This window comes from Kitasatospora sp. NBC_00070, assembly GCF_045041205.1.
Taxonomy (GTDB): Bacteria; Actinomycetota; Actinomycetes; order Streptomycetales; family Streptomycetaceae; genus Kitasatospora.
In genome coordinates this window covers 6,046,311-6,061,578 of the sequence record NZ_CP108247.1, presented here as the reverse complement: position 1 = coordinate 6,061,578, position 15,268 = coordinate 6,046,311, and the positions used below count along the sequence as shown (strand labels likewise).

The 15,268-nt window shown below is 73.8% G+C and carries 16 protein-coding genes; 5 read left to right on the top strand and 11 right to left on the bottom strand.

Annotation, left to right across the window (positions count from 1 at the left end; genetic code table 11):
* Positions 1 to 66: 66 nt before the first annotated feature.
* The 10 genes from OHV05_RS27530 to OHV05_RS27485 all read right to left on the bottom strand — a co-directional run bounded on the left by OHV05_RS27530 (position 67) and on the right by OHV05_RS27485 (position 7,969).
* Positions 67 to 240 carry a hypothetical protein gene (locus tag OHV05_RS27530; RefSeq protein WP_405020046.1) on the bottom strand — a complete coding sequence of 58 codons (174 nt, stop codon included), beginning with the start codon at positions 238 to 240 and terminating at the stop codon, positions 67 to 69.
* A 108-nt stretch (positions 241 to 348) separates the two neighbouring features.
* Complete coding sequence (locus OHV05_RS27525; protein ID WP_405020045.1) at positions 349 to 2,364, bottom strand: histidine kinase; 2,016 nt, start codon at positions 2,362 to 2,364, stop codon at positions 349 to 351.
* Positions 2,365 to 2,494: 130 nt separating this feature from the next.
* The gene (locus tag OHV05_RS27520; protein WP_405020044.1) at positions 2,495 to 3,166 is read right to left on the bottom strand and encodes a response regulator; all 672 of its coding nucleotides are present in this window, start codon (positions 3,164 to 3,166) and stop codon (positions 2,495 to 2,497) included.
* A gap of 63 nt (positions 3,167 to 3,229) precedes the next feature.
* A complete protein-coding gene (locus OHV05_RS27515) occupies positions 3,230 to 4,342 on the bottom strand; it encodes an NAD(P)-dependent alcohol dehydrogenase (RefSeq protein WP_405020043.1) in 1,113 nt (370 codons plus the stop codon).
* Between the two features lie 4 nt (positions 4,343 to 4,346).
* Positions 4,347 to 4,883, bottom strand: a complete 537-nt coding sequence (locus tag OHV05_RS27510) for a VOC family protein (RefSeq protein WP_405020042.1) — start codon at positions 4,881 to 4,883, stop codon at positions 4,347 to 4,349.
* Between the two features lie 10 nt (positions 4,884 to 4,893).
* Positions 4,894 to 5,286 carry a hypothetical protein gene (locus OHV05_RS27505; protein WP_405020041.1) on the bottom strand — a complete coding sequence of 131 codons (393 nt, stop codon included), beginning with the start codon at positions 5,284 to 5,286 and terminating at the stop codon, positions 4,894 to 4,896.
* The gene (locus tag OHV05_RS27500) at positions 5,283 to 5,603 is read right to left on the bottom strand and encodes a hypothetical protein (RefSeq protein ID WP_405020040.1); all 321 of its coding nucleotides are present in this window, start codon (positions 5,601 to 5,603) and stop codon (positions 5,283 to 5,285) included. The genes OHV05_RS27505 and OHV05_RS27500 overlap by 4 nt, the downstream gene beginning before the upstream one ends.
* 79 nt (positions 5,604 to 5,682) lie before the next feature.
* On the bottom strand, positions 5,683 to 6,099 hold the full coding sequence (locus tag OHV05_RS27495; protein ID WP_405020039.1) for a hypothetical protein: 417 nt from the start codon (positions 6,097 to 6,099) through the stop codon (positions 5,683 to 5,685).
* Entirely contained in the window at positions 6,096 to 6,812 is a 717-nt protein-coding gene (locus OHV05_RS27490) for a cupin domain-containing protein (RefSeq protein WP_405020038.1), read from the bottom strand. The genes OHV05_RS27495 and OHV05_RS27490 overlap by 4 nt, the downstream gene beginning before the upstream one ends.
* The gene (locus OHV05_RS27485; RefSeq protein ID WP_405020037.1) at positions 6,797 to 7,969 is read right to left on the bottom strand and encodes a sedoheptulose 7-phosphate cyclase; all 1,173 of its coding nucleotides are present in this window, start codon (positions 7,967 to 7,969) and stop codon (positions 6,797 to 6,799) included. The genes OHV05_RS27490 and OHV05_RS27485 overlap by 16 nt, the downstream gene beginning before the upstream one ends.
* 155 nt (positions 7,970 to 8,124) lie before the next feature.
* Between OHV05_RS27485 and OHV05_RS27480 the strand changes: the two genes are divergently transcribed.
* The 5 genes from OHV05_RS27480 to fahA all read left to right on the top strand — a co-directional run bounded on the left by OHV05_RS27480 (position 8,125) and on the right by fahA (position 13,322).
* A complete protein-coding gene (locus OHV05_RS27480) occupies positions 8,125 to 8,745 on the top strand; it encodes a phosphoribosyltransferase (protein WP_405020036.1) in 621 nt (206 codons plus the stop codon).
* Positions 8,746 to 8,983: 238 nt separating this feature from the next.
* The gene (gene hppD, locus OHV05_RS27475; RefSeq protein WP_369824411.1) at positions 8,984 to 10,120 is read left to right on the top strand and encodes a 4-hydroxyphenylpyruvate dioxygenase; all 1,137 of its coding nucleotides are present in this window, start codon (positions 8,984 to 8,986) and stop codon (positions 10,118 to 10,120) included.
* A 24-nt stretch (positions 10,121 to 10,144) separates the two neighbouring features.
* Complete coding sequence (locus tag OHV05_RS27470) at positions 10,145 to 11,341, top strand: homogentisate 1,2-dioxygenase (protein WP_405020035.1); 1,197 nt, start codon at positions 10,145 to 10,147, stop codon at positions 11,339 to 11,341.
* Positions 11,338 to 12,111 (top strand): hypothetical protein, encoded by a 774-nt coding sequence (locus OHV05_RS27465; RefSeq protein ID WP_405020034.1) that lies wholly within the window; start codon positions 11,338 to 11,340, stop codon positions 12,109 to 12,111. The genes OHV05_RS27470 and OHV05_RS27465 overlap by 4 nt, the downstream gene beginning before the upstream one ends.
* Positions 12,108 to 13,322: a fumarylacetoacetase gene (gene fahA / locus OHV05_RS27460; protein ID WP_405020033.1), complete on the top strand. Its 1,215-nt coding sequence runs from the start codon at positions 12,108 to 12,110 to the stop codon at positions 13,320 to 13,322. Before OHV05_RS27465 ends, fahA begins: the two co-directional genes overlap by 4 nt.
* Before the next feature lie 63 nt (positions 13,323 to 13,385).
* Here the strand turns inward: fahA and OHV05_RS27455 are convergent, their stop codons facing one another.
* Positions 13,386 to 15,116 (bottom strand): P-loop NTPase fold protein, encoded by a 1,731-nt coding sequence (locus OHV05_RS27455; RefSeq protein WP_405020032.1) that lies wholly within the window; start codon positions 15,114 to 15,116, stop codon positions 13,386 to 13,388.
* Positions 15,117 to 15,268 lie beyond the last annotated feature (152 nt).

Sequence of the window (15,268 nt, the reverse complement as noted above, 5' to 3'; positions counted from 1 at the left end):
CCGGACGGTCGGATGCCCGGTCAGGAACTTCCTGACCGGGCATCCGGATCACAGTGGGGTCGGGGCTCACGGGCAGTCCGGTTGCCCCGGGCCGCCGCCCGGGCCCGCCGGGTCGAGCAGGCCGGCCTGCTCCTCCTCGGGCTCGTCCTCGGACTTCTTCTTCGGGCAAGGCGGCTGTCCCGGTCCACCGCAGGGGCTGCCGCCCTTGCCGTACTGCTTCGGCTGGATGTGCGTTGCCATCAGGTGTCTCACTTCCGCTCTGCGGGGCTGTTCCACCACTGTCCCCCCGGGCCGGTCCCACCCACATGAGCTCCTGGTCCCCACTCGGTCCAGGACACCCGGCCCGGGTCAGCCGTGCACCCGGGGGAACACCGCCCGGACCACCGCGCCCTCGGAGTCGTTGGCGGCGGTGAAGGTGCCGCCCAGCTCCTCGGCCCGCTCCGCCATCGAGCGCAGGCCCACCCCGGCGCCGCCGGTGTGCGCCGGGAAGCCCGCGCCGTCGTCGGTGGCCTCGACCGTGACCTCGTCCGGGCGGACCCGGAGGGTGAGCCGGGCGGCGGCGGCGCCGGAGTGCCGGACCACGTTGTTGAGCGCCTCGCCGCTGATCCGGTAGATGGCCACCTCGACGGCGGCGGGCAGGGTGGGCAGCGGGTCCGGGTCCAGGTCGAGGGTGACCCGGAGGGCGTGGTTGCCCAGGCCGTCGGCGAGCCGGCGCAGCGCCCCGGCCAGACCCTCGCTGCCGAGCGCGGCGGGCGCCAGACCGTCGGTGATCCGGCGCAGCTCGGTGATCGCCTGGCCGATCCCGGCCGAGGCGGTGCCGAGCGAGGCGGCGACCGCCGAGTCCGGCGCGATGCCGGTGCGGGCCGCGTCGATCTGCAGCCGGAGGCCGGAGAGCGCGGGCCCGAGCCCGTCGTGCAGGTCGTGCCGGAGCCGCCGCCGCTCCTCCTCCCGGGCCAGCACGATCCGCTTCCGGCTGACCTGCAGGTCCTCGTACAGCCGGAGCGAGGCGATCGCGGGCGCGGCCTGGTCGGCGAGCAGCCGCAGCACCTCGCGGTCCTGCCGGTCCAGTTCGCGCTGCCCGGAGCGCGGCGGCACGGACAGCTCGCCGATCACCGCGCCCTCGTAGCTGAGCGGGAAGCTCTCGGCGGGCAGGCCGGCGTCGCCCAGCCCGGCCAGCTCCCGCGGCCCGCCCCGGGTGCCGACCCGGACGTGCGCGGCGGGCAGGCCGAGCGCGATCACCACGGTCTGGCAGAGCAGCGACGGCGCCTCGGCCGGGTCGACGGTCCGGCTCATCCGCTCGGCGAGCCTGCGCACCACCTGGTACGGGTGGGCCCGCTCGCCGTAGTAGTACCGGTCCACCGCACGCACCACGAACCGGGCGGCGGGCCGCAGCAGCGCACCGAGCCCGGCGGCGACCAGGATCAGCCACCAGCGGGTGGCCGGTTCGCCCTCGGGCAGCAGCCGGTGGCTCAGGTAGGCGGTGGCCAGCATGCCGATGAAGAGCAGGGTGCAGAACGCGTAGCCGGCCAGGTAGCGCCGGGCGGCCCGGTCCAGCGAGAGCGAGCGGTCCCGGCGGAAGGTGGCGATCGGGACCAGCATCCAGGCCGCCTCGCCCGCGACCACCACCGCGTACGGCAGCCAGTCCGGGTAGTCGCCGAGGTAGTGCGGGACGGTGACCAGGGCGGCCCACACCAGGTAGGCCGTGACCAGCACGGTCAGGTGCGGGTGCCGGCCGGGCGAGCGCCACCAGCGGACCAGCGCGATGGTCAGGGTCAGCGCCAGGCTCGCGGTGAACAGGTCGAAGGCGTACGGGGCGAGCCAACCGTCCAGCCACTTGAAGAGCGCGGTGCCGTGCAGCGGGTTCGGCAGCTCGTACCAGTCGGTGACCCGGGCGGTGTTGGAGAAGGCCAGCAGCACGCTCCAGGCCGCGACCAGCGCGGTGACGCCCCGCCAGATCCCGCCGGGGAGCCGGACGTCGGGGAGCCAGAGCGGGAAGCCGATCACCATGAAGGCGTTGGCGATGTCGGCGGCCAGCACCAGCACCACGATCAGTCGCATCGCGCCCGGGCCCGCCTCGGCCAGCGCGGCGGCCAGCAGCACCACCATCCGGAGCGACTGGAGCACCCCGGTGACCAGCAGCAGGACGCCGAGCCCCGGACCTCGCCGGTTGATCACCAGGACCAGGCCGGAGAGCGTGAAGGTCAGGCCGAGCGCGACCCAGACCCCGTCGAAGAAGTAGTGGTCGCTGATGCCTTCGAGGCCGCCGTTGGCGAGTGCGAGGACCACCCAGACCACGGTGCACAGCAGGGCCAGGGCGGCGGCCGCGAACGCCCTGGCCGTGGTGGTGCTCTCCTGCTCGCTCATCGACGACGCTCCTTACCCCGCGCGGCCACCTCGCGTGTCCCGATCGGCCCCAGCAGCCGGGTGCCCTGGTTGGCCCATGCTGGTCGGCCCGCGGTCCCGAGCGCGAGGGGCCACGGTCCCGACCCGGTCCTCAGTCGCCGCCCAGGCCCATGTCCCTGGCCCGGGCCACCGCCTCGGCCCGGGTGACGACGTGCAGCTTCTCGAAGATGTGCGTGACGTGGTTGCGGACGGTCTTCTCGGCCACCACCAGCTCGCGGGCGATCCGCCGGTTGTCCAGCCCCCGGGCCACCAGGTTGAGCACCTCGGCCTCCCGGGCGGTGAGGGTGGGGAACAGCTGGCCCGCCTCGCGGAGCTTGGTGCCCGCCAGCAGCGCGGTGATCCGGACCGCGATCTCGGAGCCGAACACCGCACCGCCGGCCGCCACCGTGCGCACCGCGTGCAGCACCTCGTCCCGTCCTGCGCCCTTGACCAGGTAGCCGCGCGCGCCGGCCTGCAGGGCGGCCAGCAGGCTCCCGTCGTCGTCGGCCATGGTGAGCATCAGGACGGGCGCGGTCGGGGTCTGCTCGGCCAGTCTGCGGGCCGCCTCCAGGCCGGAGCCGTCGGGCAGCGAGAGGTCCAGCACCACCACGTCGGGGAGGCACTCGGCCACCGCGCCCGGGACGGCCGCGACGGTCTCCGCCTCGCCGACCACCTCGATCCCCTCGGCGCTCTGCAGGGCGGCCTTCAGACCTTCCCGGAAGAGTGGATGGTCGTCCACGATCAGTACCCGCACCGGACCGCTGTCCCTCTGCTGCTCGTCCACCTGGCCGACGCTACCAGTGACGCTTCGATGACCGACTGTGACATGCTGGTGGGTCGTCCCCGGTCAGGGCATCACCAGGACGGGCTTGACCACCTCCCCCGCCGCCGCGGCCGTCGCGGCCCGCTCCACCTCGGCGAACGGGAAGGTCCGCACCAGCCGGTCCACCGGCAGCCGGCCCGCCAGGTACAGGTCCACCAGCGCGGGCAGGAACCGCCCGGGCCGGCTGGCCCCCTGGTTGACGCCGACGATCCTCGGCACCCGGTCGAGCAGCGCCGGTACGTCCAGGGCGAGCCGGCTGCCCGTCGGCGGCGCCCCGACCACCGCGCAGGTGCCGCCGACCGCCAGCGCCCGGACCGCCGCGTCGAGCGCACCGAGCTGTCCGCTGGTCTCCAGGGTGTGCTCGGCCCCCCGGCCCCCGGTCAGCTCCGCCACCGCCGCGACCGGGTCCTCGGTGCGGGCGTCCACCACCTCGGTGGCGCCCAGCTCGCGGGCCAGCAGCAGCCGTTCCGGCCGGACGTCCACCGCGACCAGCCGGGTGGCCGGGGTGAGCCGGGCGGCCAGCAGGGCCGACAGCCCGACCGCCCCGGCACCGAACACCACCAGGGTGTCGCCCGGTTCGGGCCGCAGCACGTTCAGCACCGCCCCCGCGCCGGTCTGGACGCCGCAGCCGAACGGGGCCAGCAGCTCGGCCGGCAGCCCGGCCGGCACCGGGATCGCGTTGCGTTCGGTGGCCAGCGCCAGGGTGGCGAACGAGGACTGGCCGAAGAAGTGCCCGTGCAGCGGCGAGCCGTCGGCGCCGGCGAGGGTGGCGCTGCCGTCCGCGCGGCTGCCACCGAACAGGTTGAGCCGGGGCCAGTGGGCGCACCGCACCGGCCGCCCGGCCCGGCACTCCGGGCACCGCCCGCAGGAGGCGAAGGTGAGCAGCACGGTCTGACCGACCGTCAGCCGGGTCACCGCGCCGCCCACCGCCTCGACCGTCCCGACGCCTTCGTGGCCGAGCACGGCGGGCAGCGGGCCCGGGGTGTGCCCGGCCCGGACGCTCAGGTCGGTGTGGCAGATCCCGGCGGCGGCGATCCGGACCAGCACCTCGTCGGGGCGCGGGTCGTCCAGCCGGACCGGCTCCAGGGTGAACGGCTGCCCGGGGCCCCGCACCACGGCGGCGGTGGCGCTCGGCACGACCTCACCTCCAGCTCTGCGTCGGCCGGTAGAGCCGGGCCTCGGTGCCCTGCTCGTACGGGAGCCCGGGCGGCAGGTCGATCAGCTCCAGTTGCAGGCCCCACGGCGCCCGGAAGTACACCCAGCGGTCGCCGTCGATCGGGCCGCCGTCGGCCACCGTCTCCGGCCGACCGAGCACCTGCACGCCGGGCTGCTCCCGCAGGTACGCGGCGGCGGCGTCCACGTCGGTGACCGCGATGGCCAGATGGTGGCCGCCCCAGTCGCTGTTCCTGGGCAGCTCGCGGCGCTGGTCCGGCGAGCTGTACTCGAACAGCTCCAGGTTGGTCACCGGTCCCAGCCGGAGCATCGCCACGTACGCGGCGGCCCGGTGGTGGACGCCGAGCTGACGGGTCATCCAGTCGCCGTCCGGGTCGTGCACGGGACCGGTCCGGTAGAGCAGTTCGGCGCCGATCACCTCGGTGAAGAAGGTGACCGCCTGGTCGAGGTCGGGCACGGTGTACGCGACGTGGTGCACGGCGAGGGCACCGGGGATGGCGCTCATGATTCAGTCCTCACGGGTGGGTACGGCGGCGCGGCAGCGGACGCCGGCGCGGGGCGGGCCCGGCGCCGAGGGTCAGGCAGAGCAGCTCGGCGCCGAGCGGCCCGGCCTTGAGATCCAGGTCCTGGCCGGCCGGGACCAGCAGCAGGTCGCCGGCGTCGGCCAGGTGCTGGGCCCGGTCGGGGTGCTGCTCGGCGACCACCGGGCCGCGCAGCACGTACCAGGCGGCCTCGGTCGCCCGGCGGCCAGCGCGGTGGTGGCCGCCGCCGGGGCTGAGCCGGAGGTGTTCGAAGGACTCGCAGTCGGCGGCGACCAGGTCGCGGCGGGCCAGGCAGCTCACCCGGGTGCGCTCGCTGCCGGGGCCGACCACGGTCATGGCGGCGGCGGAGGCGGTGGTGACGATCATCGGGGGCCTTCTCCCGGTACGGCCAGGACGGCGTGGAAGTACTCCAGGCCCGATGCCCCGGCGGTGAGGACGAGTTCGCCGCCCAGCGGCAGCGTGACGGCGGTGCCTTCGGCGAGCGGCACATCGGTCTCGCCGGTGCTCGCCCGGCCGGCTCCGGCGGTGACGTAGAGCGTGTGCTCGACGCCGTCGGCGGTCAGCTCGACGCTCTGCTGCGGCTCCAGCCAGCTGAGGCCGACCCCGCGCAGCGGACCGGTGAGCACCCGGCCCGGGTCCACGGCGCGGCCCCGGTGGAGGGCGGTGATCACGGTGCTGGTCATCTCGGACGCTCCTTGCTCGGTCCTGCTGCTTCGAAGGTGTCCTGCCCGTGGTCCCGGGCGGGAGGGCGCGGTGTCCCGATCAGGTCCCGGCCCGCGCCGACTGCGAGACGCGTCCCAACTTCGGCTTCCGCTCCGGGAGTTCACGACTGACCGCGTCCGGCAGCACGGTCAGGCAGAGCAGCTCGGCGCCGAGCGGGCCGCCGTGCAGGTGCACCCGGCCGCCCTCGGGGGCGAGCAGCAGGTCGCCCTCGGCCAGCAGGTGCTGCGGCTGCTCGGGGCAGTCCAGCAGCGCGACCGGGCCGCGCAGCACGTACCAGGCCGCCTCGGTGCCGGCCCGGCCGCTCAGGTCGTAGCAGGCGCCGGGGCTGAGCCGGACGTGGTCGACCGCCTCGGTCTCGCTGTGCAGCATGCCCCGGCGGGCCAGGCAGCGGGTGCGGACCCGTTGGGTGCCGGGGCCCAGGTGGACGGCGGCGTGGGCCGCGTCGGTGACGATCATCGGAGGTCTCCAGGACGTTCGGCGGGCGGCACGGTGAGCACCGCGTGGACGTACTCCAGCCCGTCGTTCCCGGCGGTGAGCGCCGCCGAGCTGCCGAGCGGGAGGGTGACGGACCGTCCGGGCTCCAGCGGCACCCGGACGTCCGCCGCGGCGGCCCGGCCGCGGCCGGCCGTCACGAAGACGGTGTGCTCGGTCGCGTCGGCGGACAGTTCGACCCGCTCGCCGGGCCGCAGCCGGACCAGTTCCAGGTGGCGCAGCGGCCCGGTGAGCACCACACCGGGGTCGATCGGGCCGACCCGGCGGAGGTTGGTCACCACGGCGTGCCGCAGGATCGGCATCCGTGGCCGGGGAAGGGGTACGGCGGGCATCTCGATCACCAGCCAGTCCAGCGCCTCGGTGCCCGCGTTGCGGAGACCGTGGGTGGTGCCGAGGCCGGTGAGCACGACGTCCCCGGCCTCGACGGGGTGGGGTCGGCCGTCGAGGGTGACGACCCCCCGGCCGGTGAGGAGCACGTAGCACTCCTCGGTGCGGGTGTGCAGGTGCTCCCCGCTGACGCCGCCGGGCGGGATGCTGGCCCATTCGACCGCCTCCCAGCCGCCCAGCAGTCCCGGTCTGCGGGCCAGACAGGCCCATCGGGTCAGGCCCCGGGTGCCGTGCACGCCGTGCACGTCGGCCGGGCCCCGGGTGTCGGACACGATCACGGTGCCACGCATGCCAGTTCCTCCAGTTCGGTGGCCGCCCGGCCGATCTCGGCGGCGGTCAGGTCGTCGGCGAAGCAGCCGTCGCCGATACCGACCGGGAGCGGGAAGCGCTGCCGGCCGTCCCGGTGCCGGACGGTGTCGGTGAGCGCGTCGGCCAGCGTCCCCGGCTCCAGCAGCGGGTGCCGGACCGGGAGCCGGAGCCGGCGCATCAGGCCGAGGATGCGGTCCCGTTCGGCGGCCTCGACCAGTCCCCTCCGCTGGGCGAGCACCGTGGTCAGCGCCATGTCGAGGCAGACCGCCTCGCCGTGCAGCAGCTCGGGCAGCGCCCGCATCTCCACGGTCGGGCTGAACGAGTGGCCGTAGTCCATCGAGCGCTCCAGCCGGTGCTCCCAGAGGTTGGGCTGGAGCTCCTGGAGCATCCCGTGCACCGCCCGGACCAGCACCTCGCCGCCGGGGGTGGGGCCCTGGAAGCGCTGGTCGATCAGCGCCTCGCCGGTCCGGTCCAGCAGCTCGAACAGCCGCCGGTCCTTGATCAGGGCGACCTTGAGGATCTCGGCCAGGCCGTTGCTCAGGTGCCGCTGGTCCAGGGTGGCCAGGAAGGCCGGGTCCAGCAGGGTGGCCACCGCCGGGTGGTAGGTGCCGAGCCGGTTCTTGTGCCGGCCGAAGTTGACCCCGGTCTTGGCCCCGACGCCCGCGTCCACCAGCCCGATCAGCGTGGTGGGCACCCGGACGAACGGGGTCGAGCGGCGGTAGAGGCTGCAGGCCAGGCCGACCACGTCCGTCAGGACGCCGCCGCCCATCGCGATCACCGGCTCGGCCCGCCGGGAGACCCCGAAGCGGTCCATCCGGTCGGCGACCTCGAACACCGACTCCATCGTCTTGACCTGCTCGTGCGCCGCCAGCACGAAGAGCTCGGCGTCCAGGTCACGGGCCCCGAAGTAGGCCGCGATCCGTTCCCCGTAGAGCGCGTGCACGGTCTCCTCCACCACCACCAGGCGCCGTCCGGGGAGGGCCCCGGCGGAGGCCAGCGCCGGGTTGCCCGGGTGGAGCAGCTGCGGGGTGAAGCCGACCTGGTAGGTGACGGGGAGGGCGGTACTGACCGTCCAGGCGCTGACCGGCTCGCCGGTGGTGAACAGGCCGTGGGCGGGGCTGTTGGTCTTGCCGGCCACGGTGGCCTCCTCTGTCGTTCGCGGTTCGGACCTCCACCCTGGCGATCCCGAGGTCCCGGACACACGGGGGCACCGCCCGCACCGGGTCCCGACCCGCCGCGCGGGACATCCGGGGCCACCGGCCGGGACGTACGGTGGGAGGCGGAGGCCGTGGGATGTGGTTCACCGACCGGAGGGACGCGGGGCGGCAGCTGGCCGCCCGGCTCGGTGCGGTCCCCGACGCGGTGGTGGTGGGCCTGCCGCGCGGCGGCGTACCGGTGGCCGCCGAGGTGGCCCGGGCGCTCGGAGCGCCGCTGGACATCTGCGTGGTGCGCAAGCTCGGCGTGCCGGTCCAGCCCGAGCTGGGGATGGGCGCGATCGGCGAGGGCGGGGCCCGGGTGCTGGACGAACGCATCCGCCTGGCCGCCCGGGTGACGAACGCTCAGCTGGCCGAGGTGGAGCGGGTCGAGCGGGCCGAGCTGGCCCGCCGCTCCGCGCGCTACCGGGGCGGACGGCCGCCGGTGGAGCTGAGCGGGCGGACCGTGGTGGTGGTGGACGACGGGATCGCCACCGGGTCCACCGCGAAGGCCGCCTGCCGGATCGTCAGACAGCGCGGCGCCGCCCGGGTGGTGCTGGCCGTCCCGGTCGCCCCGGCCGGTTGGCGGGACCGGCTGCGCGGCGAGGCCGACGAGCTGGTCTGCGTCGCCGAGCCGGCCGACTTCCTGGCGATCGGCTCGTTCTACGCGGACTTCGGCCAGACCACCGACGCGGAGGTGCTCGACGCCCTACTCGGCTGACCGGGCGGGCCACAAGAGCCCGGGCCGACCCTGGACAATCTGACCAGCCCCGGCGGCCCCGTGCTGCTCAGCTTGTACACATTGAGCAGCGGATCATGGATCTGTTGCCCAATCAACCGGGCGGGAGCAAGCTCAGCGCACCGCAAGCCTCAACGTGGAGGAACCCATGACCGCCAACGCCGTTGAACTGACCCCCGAGGAGCTCGAGGCCGGCCTCGACGCGGAGCAGCTGCGCCGCCTGGTGGGCCTGGTCGAGCACGACGCCGCCGGTGACCCGTTCCCGGTCATCGCCCAGGACGCCATCGTCTTCGTGGTGGGCAACGCCACCCAGGCGGCCCAGTTCTACCAGGCCGTCTTCGGCATGGAGCTGGTCGCCTACTCCGGCCCCGAGACCGGCCGCCGGGACCGCAAGGCGTTCGTGCTGCGCTCCGGCTCCTGCCGCTTCGTGATCAAGGGCGGGGTCTCCCCGGACAGCCCGCTGCTGGACCACCACCGCCGCCACGGCGACGGCGTGGTCGACCTGGCGCTGGAGGTCCCGGACGTGGACAAGTGCATCGCGCACGCCCGCGCCACCGGCGCCACCGTGCTGGAGGAGCCGAACGACGTCACCGACGAGCACGGCACCGTCCGCCGGGCCGCGATCGCCACCTACGGCGAGACCCGGCACACCCTGGTCGACCGGTCCCGCTACCACGGCCCCTACCTGCCCGGCTTCGTCACCGCGCAGACCCGGGTGCAGCGCCCCGAGGGCCACCCCAAGCGGCTGTTCCAGGCCCTGGACCACGCGGTCGGCAACGTCGAACTCGGCAAGATGGACGAGTGGGTCGGCTTCTACAACCGGGTCATGGGCTTCGAGAACATGGCCGAGTTCGTCGGCGACGACATCGCCACCGAGTACTCGGCGCTGATGAGCAAGGTGGTCGCCAGCGGCAACCACCGGGTGAAGTTCCCGCTGAACGAGCCCGCGATCGCCAAGAAGAAGTCGCAGATCGACGAGTACCTGGAGTTCTACGGCGGCCCGGGCTGCCAGCACCTGGCGCTGGCCACCAACGACATCCTGACCACGGTGGACATCCTGCGCTCCAACGGCGTGGAGTTCCTGAACACCCCGGACTCGTACTACGACGACCCGCTGCTGCGGGAGCGGATCGGCAAGGTCCGGGTCCCGGTCGAGGAGCTCAAGAAGCGCGGCATCCTGGTCGATCGTGATGAGGACGGCTACCTGCTGCAGATCTTCACCAAGCCGCAGGGCGACCGGCCGACGGTGTTCTTCGAGTTCATCGAGCGGCACGGTTCGCTGGGCTTCGGAAAGGGCAACTTCAAGGCCCTGTTCGAGTCCCTGGAGCGCGAGCAGGACAAGCGCGGCAACCTCTGAGACCGGCTCGGGAGGATCACGGACATGGCGCACTACCGGCAGCTGGGCAGCATCCCGCCCAAGCGGCACACCCAGCACCGCACGCCCGAAGGCGGGCTGTACTACGAGGAGTTGATGGGCGAGGAGGGCTTCACCTCGGACTCCTCGCTGCTCTACCACCGGGGCATCCCGTCGGCGATCACCGCCGCCGTGCCGTGGGAGCTGCCCGATCAGCGCACCACCCCCAACCACCCGCTGATCCCCCGTCACCTGAAGCTGCACGAGCTGTTCAAGGGCGAGGAGTGGCAGGACACCGACGTGGTTGCCGGGCGGCGGCTGCTGCTCGGCAACGGTGACGTCCGACTGTCCTACGTGGTGGCCGGCGCGCCGAGCGAGCTCTACCGCAACGGGCTCGGCGACGAGTGCGTGTACGTCGAGTCCGGCACCGCCGTGCTGGAGACGGTGTTCGGCTCGCTGGCGGTCGGCGAGGGCGACTACGTGATCATCCCCCGGGCCACCACGCACCGCTGGGTGCCGGGCCCGGACGCGCCGCTGCGCGCGTACTGCATCGAGGCGAACAGCCACATCACCCCGCCCAAGCGCTACCTCTCCCGGTTCGGCCAGCTGCTGGAGCACGCGCCGTACTGCGAGCGGGACCTGCGCGGGCCGGTCGGCCCACTGCTGGTCGAGGACCCGGCCGAGGTCGACGTGCTGGTCAAGCACCGGGGCCCGGGCGGCGTGGCCGGCACCAGGTACACGGTGCCGCACCACCCGTTCGACGTGGTCGGCTGGGACGGCTGCCTCTACCCGTACGCGCTGAACATCGCCGACTTCGAGCCGCTCACCGGCCGGATCCACCAGCCGCCGCCGGCCCACCAGGTCTTCGAGGGCGGCAACTTCGTGATCTGCAACTTCGTACCGCGCAAGGTGGACTACCACCCGCTGTCCATCCCGGTGCCGTACTACCACTCGAACGTGGACAGCGACGAGGTGATGTTCTACTGCGGCGGCAACTACGAGGCGCGGAAGGGCTCCGGCATCGCCCAGGGCTCGATCTCACTGCACCCGGGCGGCCACACCCACGGCCCGCAGCCGGGCGCGTACGAGCGGTCGATCGGCGCCGAGTTCTTCGACGAGCTCGCCGTCATGGTGGACACCTTCCGCCCGCTGGAGCTGGGCGAGGGCGCGGCCGCGAGCGAGGACGGCAACTACGCCTGGACCTGGTCGGGCGGTCGGCGATGACCGTACCGGCGCTGTTCCGAGGGCTGTTCGACGACGCCGCGGTGTTCCCGCCCGGCGACCTGCCGCTGGCCGAGGCGGTGCCCGCGCACCTGGGGCACCGCTCGGCCTGGTACGCCGACGCGGTCGGCCCGTTCCTCTGCGGGGCGGGCCGGGCCGGTGAACTGGCCGCACCGGCCGTCCCAGGACTCCGGGTCGGGCTGGTACTGCCGGGGGGCAGTGACCGGCCCGGCCCGGTCCCCCTGCACGGGCTGGACGTGGTCGGGGTCGAACTGGTCGGGACGGAGGTGCCCGCCGGACTGCCCGAGGGCGTCACCGTCTCGCTCGAACTCCCGCGCGACGAACTGCTGGTGAAGCGGCTCGACCGGCTGGCCGGGACACCGCACCGGGCCAAGTTCCGCACCGGCGGGCTGACCGCCGACGCCTTCCCGACCGAGGCGGAGCTCGCCGCCCTGCTGACCGCCTGCGCCGAGCGCGGGGTGCCGTACAAGTGCACGGCGGGCCTGCACAACGCCCTGCGGCACACCGACCCGGTGACCGGCTTCGAGCACCACGGCTTCCTCAACGTGCTGCTGGCCGCCGCCGACCCGAGCCGGGCCGCCGAGGCGCTGGCCGAACGCTCCGGCCCCGTGGTCGCCGCCGCCGTCCGCGCCCTGACGGATGCTCAGGTGGCGACCGCGCGGGCCTCGTTCACCGCCTTCGGCACCTGCAGCATCGCGGAGCCGCTCGCCGACCTGGCCGCACTCGACCTCATGTCCCAGGAGAACCGTTGACCACCAGCTGGCTCGAGTCCGCACAGGACTCCCCGTTCGGCCTGCACAACCTGCCGTACGGCGTCTTCTCCACCGCCGAGCAGCCGGACCGCCGCCGGATCGGCGTCGCCGTCGGCGACTTCGTGCTGGACGCGGGCGCCGCCGCCCGTGCGGTCGGCGCACCCTCGGTGCTGCTGGACGCCGACACCCTCAACCCGCTGCTGGCGGCGGGCCGGCCGACCTGGACCGAGGTCCGCGCCGCGCTGACCGGCTGGCTGAGCGGGGAGCAGCACCGCGCCGCGCTCTCCCCGCACCTGTACCCGGTCGGCGAGGTCACCCTGCACCTGCCGTTCGAGGTGGCCGACTACGTCGACTTCTACGCCTCCGAGCACCACGCCACCAACCTGGGCAAGCTGTTCCGCCCGGGCACCGAGCCGCTCACCCCCAACTGGAAGCACCTGCCAATCGGGTACCACGGCCGGGCCGGGACGATCGTCACCTCCGGCACCGAGATCGTCCGCCCGCACGGCCAGCGCAAGGCGCCCACCGACGCCGTCCCCTCGTTCGGCCCGAGCCGCCGACTGGACATCGAGGCCGAGGTGGCCTTCGTGGTCGGCGCGGGCAGCGAGCTCGGCAAGCCGGTCGCGCTGGCCGACTTCCGCGAGCACGTGTTCGGCGTCTGCCTGCTCAACGACTGGTCCGCCCGCGATCTGCAGGCCTGGGAGTACGTGCCGCTCGGCCCGTTCCTCGGCAAGTCCTTCGCCACCTCGCTGTCGCCCTGGGTGGTCCCGCTGGACGCCCTGGAGCAGGCCCGGGTCAGCCCGCCGCCGCGCGACGTCGAGCCGCTGCCCTACCTGGACGACCGGGGCGGCGAACCCTGGGGCCTGGACCTCACCCTGACGGTCCGGCTGAACGGCCACCCGATCTCCCGGCCGCCGTTCGCCTCGATGTACTGGACGGCCGCCCAGCAGCTCGCCCACCTGACCGCCAACGGCGCCTCGCTGCGCCCCGGCGACCTGTACGCCTCCGGCACCGTCAGCGGCCCGGAGGTGGAGACCCGGGGTGCGCTGATCGAGCTGACCTGGAACGGCGAGAACCCGGTCAAGCTCCCGGACGGCACCACCCGGACCTTCCTGGAGGACGGCGACACCGTCACCATCACGGCCACCGCACCGGGCCCGGACGGCACGCTGATCTCGTTCGGCGAGGTCACCGGGCGGATCGTGCCCTGACCCTGGCCTGACGCACCGCCGACCGCCGACCCGCTCCCGTCCGAGCGGGGCGGCGGTCCCGCGTCAGCGGGCGGCCGCCACCGCCTCCTCGATCAGGTCCACCAGGTCCGTCTCCGAGCGGACCGAGACCGCGTTCAGCGCCTCCGCCTCGGCCCGCAGGTTCGTGTTGCGGCTCTGCGCGTAGACGATCACCCGCCCGGTGAAGCCCCGCGCCCTGATGTCCCTGATCCCGTCGACCCCGGCCCTCGGGTTGTCGTCGCGCTTCAGGTCGGTGATCACCACGTGCGGCTGCCAGACCAGCCCCGCCAGGGCCTCGGCCGTGCCCACCACCTGCCGGACCTCGACGCCCGAACTCAGCAGCAGTCTCACCAGGTTGGCGTTGTTCCCCGGGTTGTCGTCCACCCAGAGCACCCGGGCCCCGCGCAGGTCGAGCGGCGGAGCGCCCTGGTAGGTCACCGTCTGCGGCGCGCCCTGCGGCGCGGGCGGCTCCAGCGCGACGCTCCGCCGCAGCCGGCTCAGCAGCGCGGCGGAGTCCGGCAGTTCGGCCAGTTCCAGCACCAGCCGGACAAACCCCCGGTCGGCCGCCAGCAGCGGGTACTCCGGTGGCAGCGCCCGCTCCAACTGCTCCAGGAAGTGCGGCCAGTCGTCCGACGGGCGCAGGTCCAGCCGGTCCGCCAGCGGCACCAGCCGCGCCGACAGCTCGTCGCCCAGCTCCGAACCACCCCGGCGGACCAGCCCGCGCAGCTCGTAGTAGGTGACGAACTCGGCCACCCGGTCCGGACCGCCGGGCTGGACCAGGGCCCGGTGGAAGTCCGGGTAGAGCTGCTGGAGCAGCACCGACCTGAGCAGCCCCTCCGCGCCGAACCGGTGCCAGTGCGCGTCGATCTGATGCGCCATCACGAAACTGTTGATCAGCCGCTTGATCCGCCGGGGGTTGCGGCCGGTCCGCTCCGCCACCAGCGTCTGCAACGGCGGCGTCAGCAGCCCCACCGTGCCGGACCGGGCGGCGTACGCCCGGACCAGCCGGAGCGCCTGGGCCGGGTCGATCGGCGGGATACGGAAGTTGACCTGCACGATCTTCTGCAGGTAGTCCGCGCTGAGGGCCCGCCCGGAAGCCTCCGCCACGTCCGCGATCCGGCTCTGGTCGCAGCCCAGCACGAAGGCCAGACCGGGCACGTCGAGGTAGACCTTGACCGCCTCGCAGACCGCCAGGATGGTCTCGTCCGAACAGCGGTCCAGGTCGTCCACGAAGACCACCAGCAGCCGCCGTTGGTGCCAACTGCCGGGCACCGCGGCCCACTCGGTGGCCGCGTCGGCGATCAGCCGGCGGATCTCGTTCCGCGCCGCCGCGTCCGCCGCCATCCGCTCCCAGAGCTCGTCGACGATCCGGTCCACCCGGAACACCCCCGCCAGCAGGGTGACCGTCATCCGCAGCGCCGAGACCAGCCAGCCGTGCCGACTGGTCCGGTACCAGACCCGGCGCAGCAGGTTGCGGTCGAAGCGCTGCAGCACCGACTTGATGACCCCTTCCAGGGCGTCGGCACCGTCCGCCGTCCAGGCGTTGAACCAGACGCACTCGGTGTCGGGGTCCGTCCTGAGCGCCGCCTCGATCTGGTGCATCAGGCTGCTCTTGCCCATGCCCCAGTCCGCGTCGATCGCGATGGTGAACGGCGTCGCCGCCCGCGAGGCCTGGATCAGCGCCGCCAGCGACCCGGCCGCCTCGGCCGTCCCGAGTACGTCCTCGTCCACGGCGGCACCGTGCACCGGTTCGTCGTTGAGCAGCGAGAAGTTCAACGCGCACACCCCCCATGGTGATCAGCCGTCTCATCCTAGTGCTCGGCGCACCTTTCACCGATCTGTGAAATTTTTGCTCCTTTTGATCTGAACCTTGCAAGCCCCCGGGGCGCTCTGTACGGTCGGAGCCCGGCGCCACCGGTCCCGCTGAA